Origin of the sequence: Curtobacterium sp. NPDC089185, assembly GCF_040685235.1 — a bacterium.
Taxonomy (GTDB): Bacteria; Actinomycetota; Actinomycetes; order Actinomycetales; family Microbacteriaceae; genus Curtobacterium; species Curtobacterium citri.
Genome location: NZ_JBFBHK010000010.1, coordinates 45,478 through 59,861 on the forward strand (window position 1 = coordinate 45,478; position 14,384 = coordinate 59,861).

The 14,384-nt window shown below is 73.1% G+C and carries 16 protein-coding genes; 7 read left to right on the forward strand and 9 right to left on the reverse strand.

Going from position 1 to position 14,384, the window contains the following annotated elements; translation table 11 throughout:
* Positions 1-47 precede the first annotated feature (47 nt).
* The 3 genes from dhaK to fdhA all read left to right on the forward strand — a co-directional run bounded on the left by dhaK (position 48) and on the right by fdhA (position 2,809).
* Positions 48-1,043: a dihydroxyacetone kinase subunit DhaK gene (gene dhaK / locus AB0N84_RS11730; protein ID WP_363546400.1), complete on the forward strand. Its 996-nt coding sequence runs from the start codon at positions 48-50 to the stop codon at positions 1,041-1,043.
* A 16-nt stretch (positions 1,044-1,059) separates the two neighbouring features.
* Positions 1,060-1,479, forward strand: a complete 420-nt coding sequence (locus AB0N84_RS11735; protein ID WP_259346187.1) for a heme-binding protein — start codon at positions 1,060-1,062, stop codon at positions 1,477-1,479.
* Between the two features lie 109 nt (positions 1,480-1,588).
* Positions 1,589-2,809, forward strand: coding sequence for a formaldehyde dehydrogenase, glutathione-independent (gene fdhA, locus AB0N84_RS11740; RefSeq protein WP_363546404.1), 1,221 nt, complete (start codon positions 1,589-1,591; stop codon positions 2,807-2,809).
* Between the two features lie 79 nt (positions 2,810-2,888).
* Here the strand turns inward: fdhA and AB0N84_RS11745 are convergent, their stop codons facing one another.
* Positions 2,889-3,161, reverse strand: coding sequence for a hypothetical protein (locus tag AB0N84_RS11745; protein ID WP_289459523.1), 273 nt, complete (start codon positions 3,159-3,161; stop codon positions 2,889-2,891).
* Positions 3,146-3,625 carry a hypothetical protein gene (locus tag AB0N84_RS11750; protein WP_289459524.1) on the reverse strand — a complete coding sequence of 160 codons (480 nt, stop codon included), beginning with the start codon at positions 3,623-3,625 and terminating at the stop codon, positions 3,146-3,148. The genes AB0N84_RS11745 and AB0N84_RS11750 overlap by 16 nt, the downstream gene beginning before the upstream one ends.
* Positions 3,626-3,886: 261 nt before the next feature.
* Between AB0N84_RS11750 and AB0N84_RS11755 the strand changes: the two genes are divergently transcribed.
* The gene (locus AB0N84_RS11755) at positions 3,887-4,753 is read left to right on the forward strand and encodes a UbiA family prenyltransferase (protein WP_363546408.1); all 867 of its coding nucleotides are present in this window, start codon (positions 3,887-3,889) and stop codon (positions 4,751-4,753) included.
* A 27-nt stretch (positions 4,754-4,780) separates the two neighbouring features.
* Here the strand turns inward: AB0N84_RS11755 and AB0N84_RS11760 are convergent, their stop codons facing one another.
* The 3 genes from AB0N84_RS11760 to AB0N84_RS11770 form a co-directional block, all read right to left on the reverse strand.
* Positions 4,781-5,953 carry an NAD(P)/FAD-dependent oxidoreductase gene (locus tag AB0N84_RS11760; protein WP_363546411.1) on the reverse strand — a complete coding sequence of 391 codons (1,173 nt, stop codon included), beginning with the start codon at positions 5,951-5,953 and terminating at the stop codon, positions 4,781-4,783.
* A 157-nt stretch (positions 5,954-6,110) separates the two neighbouring features.
* Entirely contained in the window at positions 6,111-7,322 is a 1,212-nt protein-coding gene (locus AB0N84_RS11765) for an acyltransferase (protein WP_363546414.1), read from the reverse strand.
* A 67-nt stretch (positions 7,323-7,389) separates the two neighbouring features.
* Positions 7,390-7,962: a TetR/AcrR family transcriptional regulator gene (locus AB0N84_RS11770; protein ID WP_363546417.1), complete on the reverse strand. Its 573-nt coding sequence runs from the start codon at positions 7,960-7,962 to the stop codon at positions 7,390-7,392.
* Between the two features lie 95 nt (positions 7,963-8,057).
* Here AB0N84_RS11770 and AB0N84_RS11775 point away from each other — a divergent pair, with 95 nt between their 5' ends.
* Positions 8,058-8,963: an SDR family oxidoreductase gene (locus tag AB0N84_RS11775; RefSeq protein WP_363546420.1), complete on the forward strand. Its 906-nt coding sequence runs from the start codon at positions 8,058-8,060 to the stop codon at positions 8,961-8,963.
* Positions 8,964-9,087: 124 nt separating this feature from the next.
* Here AB0N84_RS11775 and AB0N84_RS11780 read toward each other — a convergent pair whose 3' ends face one another.
* Both AB0N84_RS11780 and AB0N84_RS11785 read right to left on the reverse strand, forming a co-directional pair.
* Entirely contained in the window at positions 9,088-10,386 is a 1,299-nt protein-coding gene (locus AB0N84_RS11780) for an NAD(P)/FAD-dependent oxidoreductase (protein ID WP_363546423.1), read from the reverse strand.
* A gap of 134 nt (positions 10,387-10,520) precedes the next feature.
* Positions 10,521-11,069, reverse strand: a complete 549-nt coding sequence (locus AB0N84_RS11785; protein WP_363546426.1) for a dihydrofolate reductase family protein — start codon at positions 11,067-11,069, stop codon at positions 10,521-10,523.
* A 77-nt stretch (positions 11,070-11,146) separates the two neighbouring features.
* Here AB0N84_RS11785 and AB0N84_RS11790 point away from each other — a divergent pair, with 77 nt between their 5' ends.
* Entirely contained in the window at positions 11,147-11,995 is an 849-nt protein-coding gene (locus tag AB0N84_RS11790; RefSeq protein WP_363546429.1) for an alpha/beta fold hydrolase, read from the forward strand.
* Complete coding sequence (locus AB0N84_RS11795; protein WP_363546432.1) at positions 11,992-12,720, forward strand: alpha/beta hydrolase; 729 nt, start codon at positions 11,992-11,994, stop codon at positions 12,718-12,720. The genes AB0N84_RS11790 and AB0N84_RS11795 overlap by 4 nt, the downstream gene beginning before the upstream one ends.
* Positions 12,721-12,837: 117 nt before the next feature.
* Here the strand turns inward: AB0N84_RS11795 and AB0N84_RS11800 are convergent, their stop codons facing one another.
* Together AB0N84_RS11800 and AB0N84_RS11805 are read right to left on the reverse strand one after the other, a co-directional pair.
* Positions 12,838-13,227: a VOC family protein gene (locus AB0N84_RS11800; RefSeq protein WP_289459533.1), complete on the reverse strand. Its 390-nt coding sequence runs from the start codon at positions 13,225-13,227 to the stop codon at positions 12,838-12,840.
* Positions 13,228-13,320: 93 nt separating this feature from the next.
* Entirely contained in the window at positions 13,321-14,328 is a 1,008-nt protein-coding gene (locus AB0N84_RS11805; protein ID WP_363546436.1) for a LacI family DNA-binding transcriptional regulator, read from the reverse strand.
* Between the last annotated feature and the right edge of the window lie 56 nt (positions 14,329-14,384).

The following is a 14,384-nucleotide window of genomic DNA, read 5'->3' on the forward strand; positions in this document are numbered from 1 at the left end:
CGACCCTTCGCAGTACCCGACCACCACGATGAAGTGAGGCAACCGCAGTGAAGAAGTTCGTCAACGACCCGAAGCAGTTCGTCCCGGAGATGCTCAAGGGCCTCGCCCTCGCCAACCCGGACACCCTGACCTACGACCCGGAAGCCAACCTGATCGCCCGCGCCGACGCTCCGCGCGACGACAAGGTCTCGATCGTGCAGGGCTCCGGCTCGGGGCACGAGCCCGCGCACGTCATGGTGGTCGGGAAGGGCATGCTCGACGCCGCCTGTCCCGGCGACGTCTTCGCCGCACCGCCCACCGACTACGTCGTCGCCGCCGCTCGCCGGGTGAACAGCCCGAAGGGCGTGCTGCTCCTGGTGAACAACTACACGGGCGACAAGATGGCGTTCGAGATGGCCGAGGAGTTCGCCGACGCCGAGGGCATCAAGGTGAAGACCCTGTTCATCGACGACGACGTCGCCGTGAAGGACTCCACGTACACGATCGGTCGTCGCGGTGTCGCGGGCAACTTCTTCGTCATCAAGGCCGTCGGAGCCGCGTCCGAGGCGGGTGCCGAGCTGGACGAGGTCGTCCGCATCGGCCAGAAGGTGAACTCCGTCACCCGGACGATGGGTGTCGCGCTCACCGCCTGCACCCCGCCGGCGAAGGGTTCCCCCCTGTTCGAGCTCGGCGACGACGAGATCGAGGTCGGGGTCGGCATCCACGGGGAGCCCGGGCGGGCACGGCAGAAGATCGTCTCCGCCGACGAGATCGTCGACATCCTCCTCGACCCGATCGTCTCGGACCTGCCGTTCGCGGACGGCGACCGGGTCGCGCTCATGGTGAACGGCCTCGGCGGGACCCCGATCAGCGAGCTCTACCTGCTCTACGGCATCGCCCACGAGAAGCTCGTGGCCCAGGGGATCACCCCCGTCCGCAGCTACGTCGGCGAGTACTGCACCTCGCTGGACATGGCCGGGGCCTCCATCACCCTCGTCAAGCTCGACGACGAGGTCGAGGAACTGCTCGCGGCACCCGCCGAGATCCCGATCCGCACCTTCTGACGCCGGAGACGACACCGTGGCGAACGAGAAGATCCAGGACAGCATCACCCTCGACGACGCCCGGCGCGTCATCGACGCCGCCGTCGCGAAGGCCGAGGAGATCGGTCAGCCGCAGGACGTCGCCGTCGTGGACGCCGGCGGCAACCTCAAGGCGCACGTGCGCATGGACACCGCGAACATCGGCAGCATCCACATCGCGATCAACAAGGCGTACACGTCGATCGCGTTCCAGACGCAGACGAAGGACCTGAACGACATCACCCGTCCCACCGGTGACCTGTTCGGGTTGAGCGACGCCCACGGCGGTCGGCTCGTCGTCTTCGCCGGGGGCATCCCCCTCGTCCGCGACGGCCGCGTCGTCGGCGCGATCGGCGTCTCGACCGGAACCGTCGAGCAGGATCAGGAAGTCGCCGAGGCCGGAGCCGCTGCCTTCTGAGGGGCGGCCCGTCGGTGGGCGCCCCTGTCCGCCGACGGGCCGACCCCTCGCACACACCCGGCGCCCGCACCCGCGGGTGTCACCGCCGCCGACGATCGAGGAGGATCACATGGCGAGCAACCACGCAGTCGCGTACCAGGGACCGGGGAAGGTCGAGGTCATCGAGACCGACTACCCGACCTTCGAACTCAAGGACGGACCCGGCGTCAACCCGGCGAACGTCGGACGCAAGGTCAACCACGGGGCGATCCTGCGCACCGTGGCGACGAACATCTGCGGCAGCGACCAGCACATGGTCCGCGGGCGCACGACGGCACCGACCGACCTCGTGCTCGGGCACGAGATCACCGGCGAGGTCGTCGAGGTCGGGTCCGACGTCGAGTTCATCAAGGTCGGCGACATCGTCTCCGTGCCGTTCAACATCGCCTGTGGTCGCTGTCGCAACTGCAAGGAGCGCAAGACCGGCATCTGCCTCAACGTCAACCCGGACCGCCCGGGCAGCGCCTACGGCTACGTCGACATGGGCGGCTGGGTCGGCGGCCAGGCCGAGTACGTGCTCGTGCCGTACGCCGACTGGAACCTGCTGAAGTTCCCGGACCGCGACCAAGCGCTCGAGAAGATCCTCGACCTCGCGATGCTGTCGGACATCTTCCCGACCGGCTTCCACGGTGCGGTGACCGCCGGCGTCGAGGTCGGTTCGACGGTCTACGTCGCGGGTGCCGGACCGGTCGGTCTCGCCGCCGCCACCGGTGCGATGCTGCTCGGCGCGAGCGTCGTCATCGTCGGTGACATGAACGCCGACCGGCTCGCGCAGGCCCGGACCTTCGGCTGCGAGACCGTCGACCTGACGAATGGCGACCCGGCCGACCAGATCGACCAGATCCTCGGCGAGCCGCTGGTCGACTGCGGCATCGACGCCGTCGGCTTCGAGGCGAAGGGCCACGGCTCCGGCTCGGGCCACGAGGCCCCGGCGACGGTGCTCAACTCGCTGATGGACGTCACGGCGGCCGGTGGCGCGCTCGGCATCCCCGGGCTCTACGTCACGGGTGACCCGGGCGGCGTCGACGAGGCCGCGCAGAAGGGTGCGCTGTCCCTCAGCCTCGGCACCGGTTGGGCGAAGTCGCTGTCATTCACGACCGGACAGTGCCCGGTGATGAAGTACAACCGGCAGCTCATGATGGCGATCCTGCACGACCGCACGAGCATCGCGAAGAACGTCAACGCGAAGCCCATCGGGCTCGACGAGGCCCCGCGCGGCTACGAGGAGTTCGACAAGGGCGCGGCGACGAAGTACGTCCTGAACCCGAACGGTCTCATCCCCGCGGCCTGACCACCGCAGCACACCGGCCCGCGCCCCGTCGTCTCCGACGCGGCGCGGGCCGTTCCCGTCGTGCTGCTCGATCGTGCGATCAGCGCCCGGAGCCGTCGACCGGTCCGCCGCGGTTCCTCCTCGCTGTGACCACGATGAGCGCGGCGGCGCAGACGACCGGGACCGCCGCGAGTGCGACGCTCGTCCGTGCCAGCCGGAGGGACAGGGGGTCGTCCGCGGGCAACGCCCATCCCGCGACCGCGGCCAGGGAGAGGGCGGCACCGGCCCCCGCCCCGATGAGCACGGCGAGCACCGTGACGAGGTACCCGTCGCGGTGGCCTCTCTCGCGTCCGGTCGTCACTGCGAGTTGCACCAGGTGATGGTCGACGGTGGGATGTTGTGGATGACCGTCCCACGTCCCTTCGCGGCGCACACACCGAGGAACGCACCGGCGACGGCGAGGACCCCGGCGAGGGCGCCGGCAGCAGCAGCCCTGAGCCCCGTGGGTGCGAGGATGCCGGCGATGGTCCCGACGACGCCGGTTCCCCCTCCGATGACCGCGAGCAACCGGTTCGTGTTGCAACTGCTCAGGTAGACGTTCAGCTGAGCCGAGGTGGAGTCGGAGCGCGTCCGACCGGAGCACGCTCGGACGTCGCCTGCCGCGCGGAGGGCCGAGAGCCGTGCGCTGTCGACCGTCGCACCGCGGACGGATCCGCCGGTGGCGGCGAAACCCGTGGCGTAGTCATCGACGAGTCCTGCCTCGACCCCGGAAGCGCGCGCCTCGCCCCCGTCGAAGACGTGCGTCCGCGGGTCGGTCGCGTCGTACAGCGCCTGCACGGTGCGTTCCGCCAGCCGCGGGGGCTCGGCCGGTGTCGCGCAGAGGCCGTTGCCGGCGAGGCGACCAGCGCGGATGCGGCGATCGCGACGGTCGCCGCGCTGGCGAGGATGGTGGTGTGGTGCAGCTCGAGTCGCATCGAGTCGTCCTTCCCGGGTCGGCACCGTGCCGGCTCAGTTCGAAGCTTCCGTCAGCACGTGCTGGAGTGCAACACTGATGTATCCCGAGTTCGGGGCCAATGTCGAACCCGTACGCTCACGGGTGTGAGCGACACCCGACGGCCCTCGACCCTCCGCCTGCTGTTCGCGTCGTCGCACCCCGGCCCGACCGTCACGGTGACCGTCCTCGCCGCCGTGATCGCCGCCGCCGTCGGGCACCCGTGGTGGCTCGTCGCCGTCGTCGCGCTCGCCGTCGTGGCCGGGCAGCTCTCGATCGGCCTGGCGAACGACTGGATCGACGCCGACCGCGACCGCGCCGTCGGCCGGAGCGACAAGCCGGTCGCCCGCGGGCTGGTCGCGGTGTCGACCGTCCGGACCGCGGCGTTCGTCACCGCGGCGGTGGCGGTCCTCGTCAGCCTGTTCCTCGGCCCGGTCGCCGCGCTCGCGCACGTCGTGCTCGTGGCCGCGGGGTGGGCGTACGACGCCGGGCTGAAGCGGACGGTCTGGTCGGTCGCGCCCTTCGTCGTGGCGTTCGGTCTGCTGCCGGTCGTGGCGGTGGCGGCCGGTGGCGGTGCGTGGCCGACGTGGTGGGCGATCGCCACGGGCGCGGTGTTCGGCGTCGCGATCCACTGCACCAACGTGCTGCCCGACCTGCTCGACGACGCGGCCACCGGGGTGCGGGGCTTCCCGCACCGTCTGGGCCTCCGCGGTGCCGGCACGCTCGCGTTCGCGGCGCTCGTGGTGGCCGCGGCCCTGGTGCTCGGCGGTCAGCTGGGCGGCGACGACCCGGCACGGGGAGCCGGGGTGGTGCTCGCGGTCGTCGGGGCCGCCGTGGTGGTCGTGCTCGCCGTGGTCGGCATCCGGCTCGTGTTCGCCGGGCGGCCCACCCGGGCGCTGTTCCGGCTCGTCATCGCGTCCTCGCTCGTGCTCGTCGTCGAGCTCGGCGTGGCGGGCGCCCGACTCGTCGCCTGACCCGGGCGCCGAACGACCCGACCGCCCTCAGGCCCAGCGCATTGCGTAGACGCCCGCCAGGCCCTCCGCCGTCGGGAGCGCCAGCACCGCGCGGAGCAGTGCCTCCCGCCCGGAGGCACCGAGGGCACCCGTCGGCCGACCGAGCGCCATGTTCGCCTCGGCCTGTCGCCCCGCCCGCCGCGCGGCCCGCTGGCGCCGTCGTGCGTAGCCCGGCCACGGCCCGGCGGACCCCGAGGCGACCGCGTCGGCGAGCACCGGCGCGAGGTCGGCGACGTCGAGCCACCCGAGGTTCATGCCCTGCCCGCCGATGGGGCTGATCTCGTGGGCGGCGTCACCGACGAGCACCACGCGGCCGACGCCGACCCGTGTGGCCGCACGGCGCCGGACGCGGAACCCGCTCGTCATCGTGCAGGTCGCGGGGTCGGGGGTCGCGCCCGTCCGCTCCGCGACGATCGCCGCGAGCCGCGCGGCCGTCGCCGGGTCCGGTGCACCCCCGGCCGCCGCCGGCGCGACGTCCTCCGGCACGAGGGCGACGTAGCGCCGTCGACCGTGGGGGAGCGGGAACGACTCGACCACGCCGCCCGGCCCGACGTCGACGAGCGCCGCCGAGCGGGCGTCGGCCGGCTCCGGGTCGGCGAAGTCGCCCATCACGTATCGGTCGCGGTAGTCCCGCCCGGTCGTGCCGACGCCGAGCAGGTCCCGCACGGCGCTCCGGGCGCCGTCGGCGCCGACGACGAACGCGGCCTCGAGGGCGACGGGCTCGCCGCCCGGTCCGGTGCCGTGGGCGCGGACGTACGTCCGCTGCCGGTCCAGGCCGGTCACGCTCGTCCCGGTCCGCAGGACGCCCGGCGCGAGCCGCTCGCGCAGGAGCGTCTCGGTGCGGTGCTGGTCGAGGGTGGCGACGTACGGGTGCGTCGCCGACGCGCGGTCGAACGACAGCGTCCCGAGGGTTCGCCCGCGGCTCCGGGCCACGCCGGTCCGGACGAGCACGGCCTCGGCGAGCACCGCGGTGTCGAGTCCGACCGCTGCGAAGGCGTCGAGCGACGGTGGGTGGATCCCGATCGCGCGCGAGCCGACGGGCGGCGCGTCGCGCCGTTCCCAGACGGCGACGCGGACTCCTCGCGCGGCGAGCAGGGCGGCAGCGAACAGGCCGACGGGGCCACCGCCGACGACGAGGACGTCGACGCGTTCCGTGGTCACGCAGGCGAGCCTACGGAACGGTCACGGCGTCCGGCCCAGGAGACGCACCAGACCGGCCGCCCACCGGACGGGAGGCGCGGGGCGGGGCCGCCACGCGCCTCCCGTCCGGTGTCCGGTCGTGGTCCGGATCTGCGACCCGCCCACGGGACCCGTCGCGTCAGGTCGTGGCGGAGTCGCGTGCCGCGCGGTCGGCGGCGACCAGGCGCCGCGCCTCGCGGAAGCGACGCTGGGCCTTCTCGACCGGCACCTCGACGGCGTAGGCGGCACCGATCGCCACGAGGACCGAGGCGCCGACGAGCCCGACCTTCCCCCAGGGTCCGACCGCGAACGGGTCGAGCAGCGCGATGACGAGGGGGTGCCAGAGGTACGCGGCGTACGAGACCCGACGGCCGAACCACGACACCGGTGTCCACGCGAACGCGACCGAGAGCGGGCTGCGCACCGAGACGAGTCCGGCGATGAGCACGGCGGAGACGACCCCGGTGAGGGGCAGGACGACGCTGAAGGTCCACGCGTGCTGCGCCCAGTCGTCGCCGATCCACAGCATCGTCCCGACGAGCAGGGCGAGCCCGGCCCAGGTCGCGACGTGGCCGGCGAGACCCGCGGCCCACGTCCGGATCCGCTCGTCGTCGAGCAGCAGGGCGAGCAGGCATCCCGTCGCGAGGGGCACGACGCCGAGCACGGGGGAGAAGTAGACGTCGGGCGTTGCACCACTGTTCGGCGTCCGGTAGACCAGCCCGGCGGCCACCGAGCACCCGACGATCACCGCGCCGAGGCCGGCGAGCAGCCAGCGCCGACGCGACCGGACCAGGAACAGCAGCACGAGGACGGGCGGCCAGACCAGGTAGAACTGCTCCTCCATGGACAGGGACCAGGTGTGCGCGAAGACGCCCTGTGTGGTGTCCCAGAACGACCGGAAGAGGTTGCCCGTGTAGGTGAGGGCGATGAACGCGGCCTCGCCGGGCCCGAACGACGCGCCCTTGTAGTCGCCGACCCAGTTCCAGAGGAGCAGGCCGACGGCGACGAGCGCGAGCAGCGCCGGGTACAGGCGGAGCAGGCGCTTCAGCCAGAAGGACCCGAGACGGATGCGGCCGGTCCTCCGGTGCTCGCCGAGCAACAGCGTCGTGATGAGGAAGCCGGACAGGGCGAAGAAGACGGTGACGCCGATGAAGCCGCCCTCGAACTGCGGGACGTGCAGGTGGTAGAGGATCACCATCGCGATGGCGATCGTGCGCAGGCCGTCGAGGGCCGGCGCACGGCGGGTCAGCGGCGGCGGCGGTGTCGTCCGGGCAGCGCCGGACCCGCGTCCGACCGGCGTGCTGCTGTCGGTCGTGCGGACGTGCTCGGGCGCGAGGGTGTTCGTCGCCACGGTTCCTCCCTGCGAGGATCGTTCGTACGGATGACGACCAGCGTGCTCTCTCCGGGTAAGAGGACGCTCAACGACCGGGGTGCACGACCTCGGCGAGGGCGTCCAGGCGCTCGTGCACGATGGTCCCGAAGTCGCGGTCCTCGTCCTCCGCGATCCACCGCGCGAAGGACAGGTGGAACACGGTGACCGCCGTCTCCGCGGCGATCGTGGCGGCCGGCTCGGCGACCCCGTGCGTCCGCAGGGTGGCACCCAGGTGCACCTTCAGGTTCGCGAGCTTGCCGAGCTCCCGCTCGCCGAGCGCGGGGACGGCGTCGATGACCCGCTGCCGCGTCCGCGACCACGCCCGGCGGTCGTCGGGGAAGAAGGCGGCGGCGGCGTCGAGGGCGCGCCGGACCAGCTCGAAGGGCGGCGTGCCGGCGGGGGCGTCCTCGACCGGCGCGCTGAACATGCCGAGGAAGTCGTCCTGCCCGGCGAACAGGACCTCCCGCTTGTCGGCGAAGTGCCGGAAGAAGGTGCGCTCCGTGACGTCGGCGGCCGCGGCGATCTCCGCCACGGTCGTCTCGTCGTAGCCGTGCTCCGTGAAGAGCTGCAGGGCCGTGCCCTGGAGTCGTTCACGGGTACCCGGTTGCCATCGCACCATGGAGGGGAGTCTACTGATGACAGTGGCTGACATCGAGTGCTACGGTGATGTCAGTCCGTGACATCAGGCCGCGGACACCTGTGAAGGGAACGCACATGTACGTGTTCGTCACCGGAGCCTCCGGCTGGATCGGCTCCCACACCGTCGACGAGCTGCTCGCCGCCGGACACGACGTCACCGGTCTCGCCCGGTCCGACGCCTCGGCCGCCGCTCTCGAGGCGAAGGGGGTCACGGTCCTCCGGGGCGACCTCGACGACCTCGACGCCCTCCGCCGCGGGGCCGATGGATCCGACGGGGTCCTGCACCTCGCCAACAAGCACGACTGGTCGGACCAGGCCGCGACGAACGCCGCCGAGCGCGCGGCGGTCGAGACGCTCGGCACCGCCCTGACGGGGACCGACCGCCCCCTCGTCGTCGCCTCGGGCATCGCCGCACTCGCACCCGACCGCCCGGCGGACGAGGGCGACGCGTCGCCGTTCACGGGCGTCGACAGCCCGCGCGGGGGCAGCGAGAACCGTGCCTTCGACTTCGTCGACCAGGGCGTCCGCAGCATCGCGGCGCGCTTCAGCCCCACCACGCACGGCGTGGGGGACCACGGGTTCATCGCGTACCTGGCCGGCGTCGCGCTCGACCGCGGCGTCTCCGGCTACGTCGGCGAGGGCACGAACCACTGGGCGGCCGTGCACGTCACCGACGCCGCGCGCCTCGTCCGGCTCGGGCTCGAGCAGGCGCCGGCCGGCACCCGGCTGCACGCGGTGGCGGAGCAGGGCATCGCGACGCGCGACATCGCGGCCGCGATCGGCGAGGCGTTCGGCGTGCCGGTGGCGAGCATCGACCCGGCGGACGCGGCCGAGCACTTCGGGTTCATCGGCGGTTTCTTCGCGATGGAGATGGCCGGGACCTCCGGGGCCACCCGCGAGCTGCTCGGGTGGGAGCCGACCGGACCGACGCTGCTCGAGGACATCGCCGCCGGGGCGTACGCGCACGTGGCCCGTCGCTGACGGCGTGCCGGCGTGTCGGCCTGTCGGCGGCGCCGAGGCTCGGCCCGGCGGACACTTTCGCGGCCCGATGGTCGCGAAAGTGTCCGTCTGCGCGAGCCTCGGCGCCGCGCCGCGCCGCGCCGCGCTACTCGGCCTTCTGCATCTGCCAGGGCTCGGGTTCGCGGTCGCCGTTCGGGCGCACGGGACGGACGTCGCCGACGATCGGGATCGACCGCTTCCGCATGAACCACATGTAGCGGACGAAGAAGTGGGACAGGGTCGACAGCCGGTTGCCGTTGCCGAGGAGCGACGCGATGTGCACCCCGACCCAGGCGATCCATGCGACCGGCCCCACCATCGTGATGCCGCCGCGCAGCTGGGCGACCGCGGCGTTCGTGCCGATCGTCGCCATCGTGCCCTTGTCGAAGTACCGCAGGTGCTCGGTCGGCTTGCCCTCGAGCAGGCGGACGACCTGCCGTGCGGCGTGCTTGCCGCCCTGGAGCGCCGGCTGCGCGAGCTGGGCGAGGGCGTCGTCCTGCGCGGCGATGTCGCCGGCGGAGAAGATGCGCTCGACGCCCTTGACGCTGAGGTCGTCGTTCACCTGGATGCGTCCGCCGTGCGTCTGAGGCAGGCCCCAGCCCGCGACCTCCTTGTGCGCGGCGACACCGGTCGCCCAGATGACCTGCGAGGCCGGGATGAACTCGCCCGACGCCGTCACGACACCGTCCGGCTTGACCTCGGCGACACCGGTGTTCAACCGGAGGACGACCCCGCGCTTCCGGAGGATCTTCGCGGCGTACCGACGGAGCCGGGGCGCGAACGGCTTGAGCAGCTCGCCGCTGCGGTGCACGAGCGTGATCGAGATGTTGCCCCGCTCGATCTCCGGGTAGGCGCCCACGAGCGCCTGGTCGCGCAGTTCGGCGAGGGCTCCGGCCATCTCGACGCCGGTCGCGCCGCCGCCGACGATCACCACGCGGATCTCGTCCGGTCCCTGCTTCGCCGCGGCCTGCTCGAGCCGCGTGAACAGCTCGTCGCGGATGCGGAGGGCCTGCGAGCGGGAGTACATCGAGTACGCGTACTCGTACGCGCCGGGGGTGCCGAAGTAGCTCGTGTTGACGCCGTTGGCGAGGATCAGCCAGTCGTAGTGCAGGTGCTCGCCGTCGGACATCTCCGCGACGCGGTGCTCGGTGTCGATGCCCGTGAGGAGCCCGTGCCGGAAGTCCGCGTTGGCCTGCTTGGCGCGCAGGCTCCGCAGGAAGTACGTCACGTCGCCGGCGTTCAGGCCGCCGGTCGCGACCTGGTACATGAGCGGCTGGAACATGTTGTAGACGTGCCGGTCGACGAGCGTCACCCGTACCGGCGCGTCGGCGAGCTCACGCATGGCGGCGATGCCCGCGAAGCCACCACCGACGATGACGACGTGCGGGCGGGTGTCCTCGGACATGGTGTCCTCCTGGTGGTGCGGTCGACGGCCACCCAGAAGGGTACGCCGGTCCGGGACCCCGTCGGTCCACCTGCCCGTCCCGCTGCCGATGGAGCGGTCCTCCCGGGTCGGCCTGGAGGCCCGGCTCGCCTCCGTCAGCCGGCGAACGGCGCGTAGGTGCTCAGGACGTTCCCCTTGCTGGTCACCACGCTCTGCACGAGCCGGAGCCGCGTGGGCGGGTCGGTCGGCTCGAAGAGCCGCCGTCCGGCACCGGCGATCGCCGGGTGGGTCATGAGCTGGAGTTCGTCGAGCAGCCCGGCGAAGAGCAGGTGGCGCACCAGGGTGACGCTCCCGGTGACCGCGACGTCGCCGCCGTCGCCGGCGCGGAGCTCGCGCACGAAGTCGTCGACGTCGCCCTGGATGCGGTGCGCGTTCTGCCACGACAGGTCGTCGCCGAGGGTCGTCGACGCGACGTGCTTCTCGATCGGGTTGATCCACCGGCCGAAGGGGTCGTCCTCGTGCCGGGGCCACCACTCGGACCACTCCAGGTAGCTCTGCTTGCCGAGCAGGACCGTCTCGGTGCGCTCCATCCACGCCGTCATGGCGGTCCCGAGCTCGGCGTCGAAGGAGTCGTACTGGTACTTGTACGGGTCCTGCACCACACCGTCGACCGATGCGAACAGCCCCGAGGTCACCTTGCGCATGCTGCGGAGCATAGGGCTGCGGGGCACGCGGCGTCGAGACTGATCCTGCGCCGCGGGCCCACGGGTAGGTTCGCAGCGTGCGCGCACAGGTGAGGACCATCGAGATCGAGGGGCTGCCCGTGCGGCTCCGGACCCTCGCCCCGGCCGGTCGTCTGCGCGACACGCTGGCACCGACGGTCGTGCTCGTGCACGGCATCGGCATGTCGCACCGGTCCTTCGCCCGGACGCAGCGGCACCTCGCGCGCACCCACCGCACGGTCGCCGTCGACCTGCCCGGCTTCGGCGGGCTCCCGCCGGTCGGCCGGACGGTGCCGTTCGAGGAGCTCGGCGACCTCGTGGTCCGGGCCGTCCGCTCGCTCGGAGCCGTCGACCTGGTGCTCGTCGGGCAGTCGATGGGGACCCAGGTCGTCGTCGAGGCCGCACGCCGGCACCCCGACGTCGTGTCCGCGGTCGTCCTGGTCGGCCCGGTCGTCGACCCTGCTCGACGGACGCTCGTGCAGCAGGCGCTCGACCTCGCCCGCGACGGGTTCGTCGAGGACGCCCGGATGAACGCCGTCGTCCTCACCGACTACCTGCGGAGCCTCCGCCAGTACGTCCGGCAGCTCGGACCGATGCTGCGCTACCGGACCGAGGACGTCGTCCCGGCCCTCGTGCAGCCGGTGCTCGTCGTCCGTGGCGACCGCGACCCCATCGGTCGGCGGGACTGGGCGGCCGCACTCGCCGCGTCGGCGCGCCGGGGCGCCCTCGTCGAACTGCCCGGCGGGCACCACGTGCAGGACCGCCAGCCGGTCGCGTTCGCGCGGCTCGTCGACGAGTTCCGCCGGGTGCAGACGACCGAGGACGCCCTGACCGGTGGTGCGCTGTCGGGTGACCAAGCGACCGGTGACACGACGACCGGTGACACGACGACGGGTGACGCCCGGTGACCGGGGCGACCACCCCGGGGACCGGAGCGGTCCCGGCGACGGGGGACGGGCCTCCCGTCCGGGTGTCGCTGCTGCGACGCGCGTGGTGGGCGACCCTCGACTGGTGGTACGCGGCACGGTGGCAGCTCCGCAGCGCCGGCCCGACGACCGCCGACGACTACCGGTCGGGTGCCGGGCAGCCGGTCGTGGTCGTGCCCGGGGTCTACGAGACCTGGCACTTCATGCGCCCCCTCATGGACGCCGTGCACGACGCCGGACACCCCGTCCACGTGCTGCCCGTGCTGCGGCACAACCTGCGCCCCGTCCCGGAGTCGGCGCGCGAGGTCCTGGCGTACCTCGACGAGCACGACCTGCGCGACGTCCTCGTGCTGGCCCACAGCAAGGGCGGCCTCATCGGCAAGTACGCGATGACGCTGCCCGAGGGGGAGCGCATCGACCGGATGGTCGCGGTGTCGACGCCCTTCGGCGGGTCCGTCTACGCGCGGCTCGCACCCGTCCCGCACCTCCGGGCCTTCCGGGCGGCGGACCCGGTGATCGCCGCGCTCGGGCGCGACCTGGCGGTGAACGCGCGGATCACCTCGGTCTGGGGTGTGTTCGACACGCTCATCCCGGGCGGCAGCGAGCTCGCCGGGGCCACCAACGTGCGGGTGCCCGTCGGCGGGCACTTCCGCATCCTCGGGGCGCAGCAGACGCGTGACGTGGTGCTCCAGGCCACCGCGGACTGACGCGGCGCCGCGAGCACCCCAGCCCGAGACTCGCGCTGACGGACACTTTCGCCCCCAGGGCGCACGAGTCTCGTCCGCCTGGCCGAGTCTCGCGCCGGTGCCGCGCCCCCGCCGCGCTCAGGCGCCGGGCAGGAACAGGCAGAAGGGGTGCCCGTCGGGGTCGAGCAGCACGCGGACGTCGTCCTGCGGCTGGAAGGCCGCCTCGGTCGCACCGAGCTCGAGCGCACGGGCGGTCGCGGCGCCGAGGTCCTCGACCTGCAGGTCGAGGTGCAACTGCATGCCCTGCGTGCCGGGGGTCGGCGGCCAGGTCGGCGCCGTCCAGGCGTCGTCGTACTGCACGGAGAGCCCGACCCCGCCGTCCGCCGGGCGCACGCGGAGCCACGTCGGCCCGTCCTCGTGCACGACCCAGCCGGTGAGCGCACCCCAGAACCGTGCAAGGCGCACCGGGTCGGGGGACTGCAGCACGGTCGCGGTCAGGACGGGCATCGCGGGGTCGTCGGCGCTCATGCCGCGCACGGTACCGCGCCCGGGGACGAGCCGACCGCGGTCCGCGCACGGCGGCTGCACGGCGATGCGACCGTGGTGGTGCAGCGTCGCTGGTCAGCGCGTGGCGACGCTCGCGCGCTCGACGATCCGGTGCGGCACGACGACGGTCGACGGGGGCGCCTCGGGGTCCGCGATCCGCTGCGTGAGCAGGTCGAGCGCGGCGGTCGCGAACGCCCGCCGGTCGAACGACACCGTCGTGAGCGCCGGGATCGCGAAGGCGGCCGCGTCCACGTCGTCGAACCCGACGACGCTGACCTGCTCCGGGACGCGGACGCCCCGCGCTGCCAGGACGTGGAGCACGCCGAACGCGATCGAGTCCGTGTAGGCGAACACCGCGTCCGGCAGCGGGTTCGCGTCGAGCCACGCGGCGAACCCGGTGGCGGCGGCACTCGTCGTCCACGCCGGCAGCGGGACGCGCAGGGACGGGTCGACCTCGAGGCCGACCGCGCCGAGCGCGTCCGCGTGACCCCGGTCGCGCAGCTCGCTCGTGGCGGTGGCGTCCGTGGGGCGCGCCGCTCCGACCACGGCGATCCGACGGTGCCCGCGGTCGAGCAGGTGGGTCGTGACCTCGCGTGCGGCCAGCCGGCTGTCCACGTGCACCTGGTCGACGTGCTCGGGCTCGACCTCGCCGATGACCACGGTCGGCGGGAGCCCCTCGGTCTCGGCCAGGACACTCGCGCTGAGGGACACCGGGTTGAGCACGAGTCCGTCCACGAGGTGCGCGCGGGCCCGGGAGACGAGTTCGCGCTCACGGCCAGGGTCGTGACCGGTCTGGTCGAGCTGCACCGTCCACCCGCGCTCGCGGGCGAGCTCGACGAACCACTGCGCGAGCTCGGCCGAGTAGGCGTTGCCGAGCTCCGGCAGCGTCAGGGCGATCGCGCCCGAGCGACCGTTCCGGAGTCCGCGGGCGGAGAGGTTCGGCACGTAGCCGAGCTCGGCCACCGCACGCTCGACGCGTTCCCGTGTCGCGGGCCGCACGGGCACACCGCCGTTCACCACGTTGGAGACGGTCTTCGGGGAGACCCCGGCAAGGGCCGCCACGTCCCGCACGGTCGCGCGCATCCGCCGAGCGTAGCGCGCCACCTGACGGACGGGAGGCGCGGTGCGGGGCCGCCACG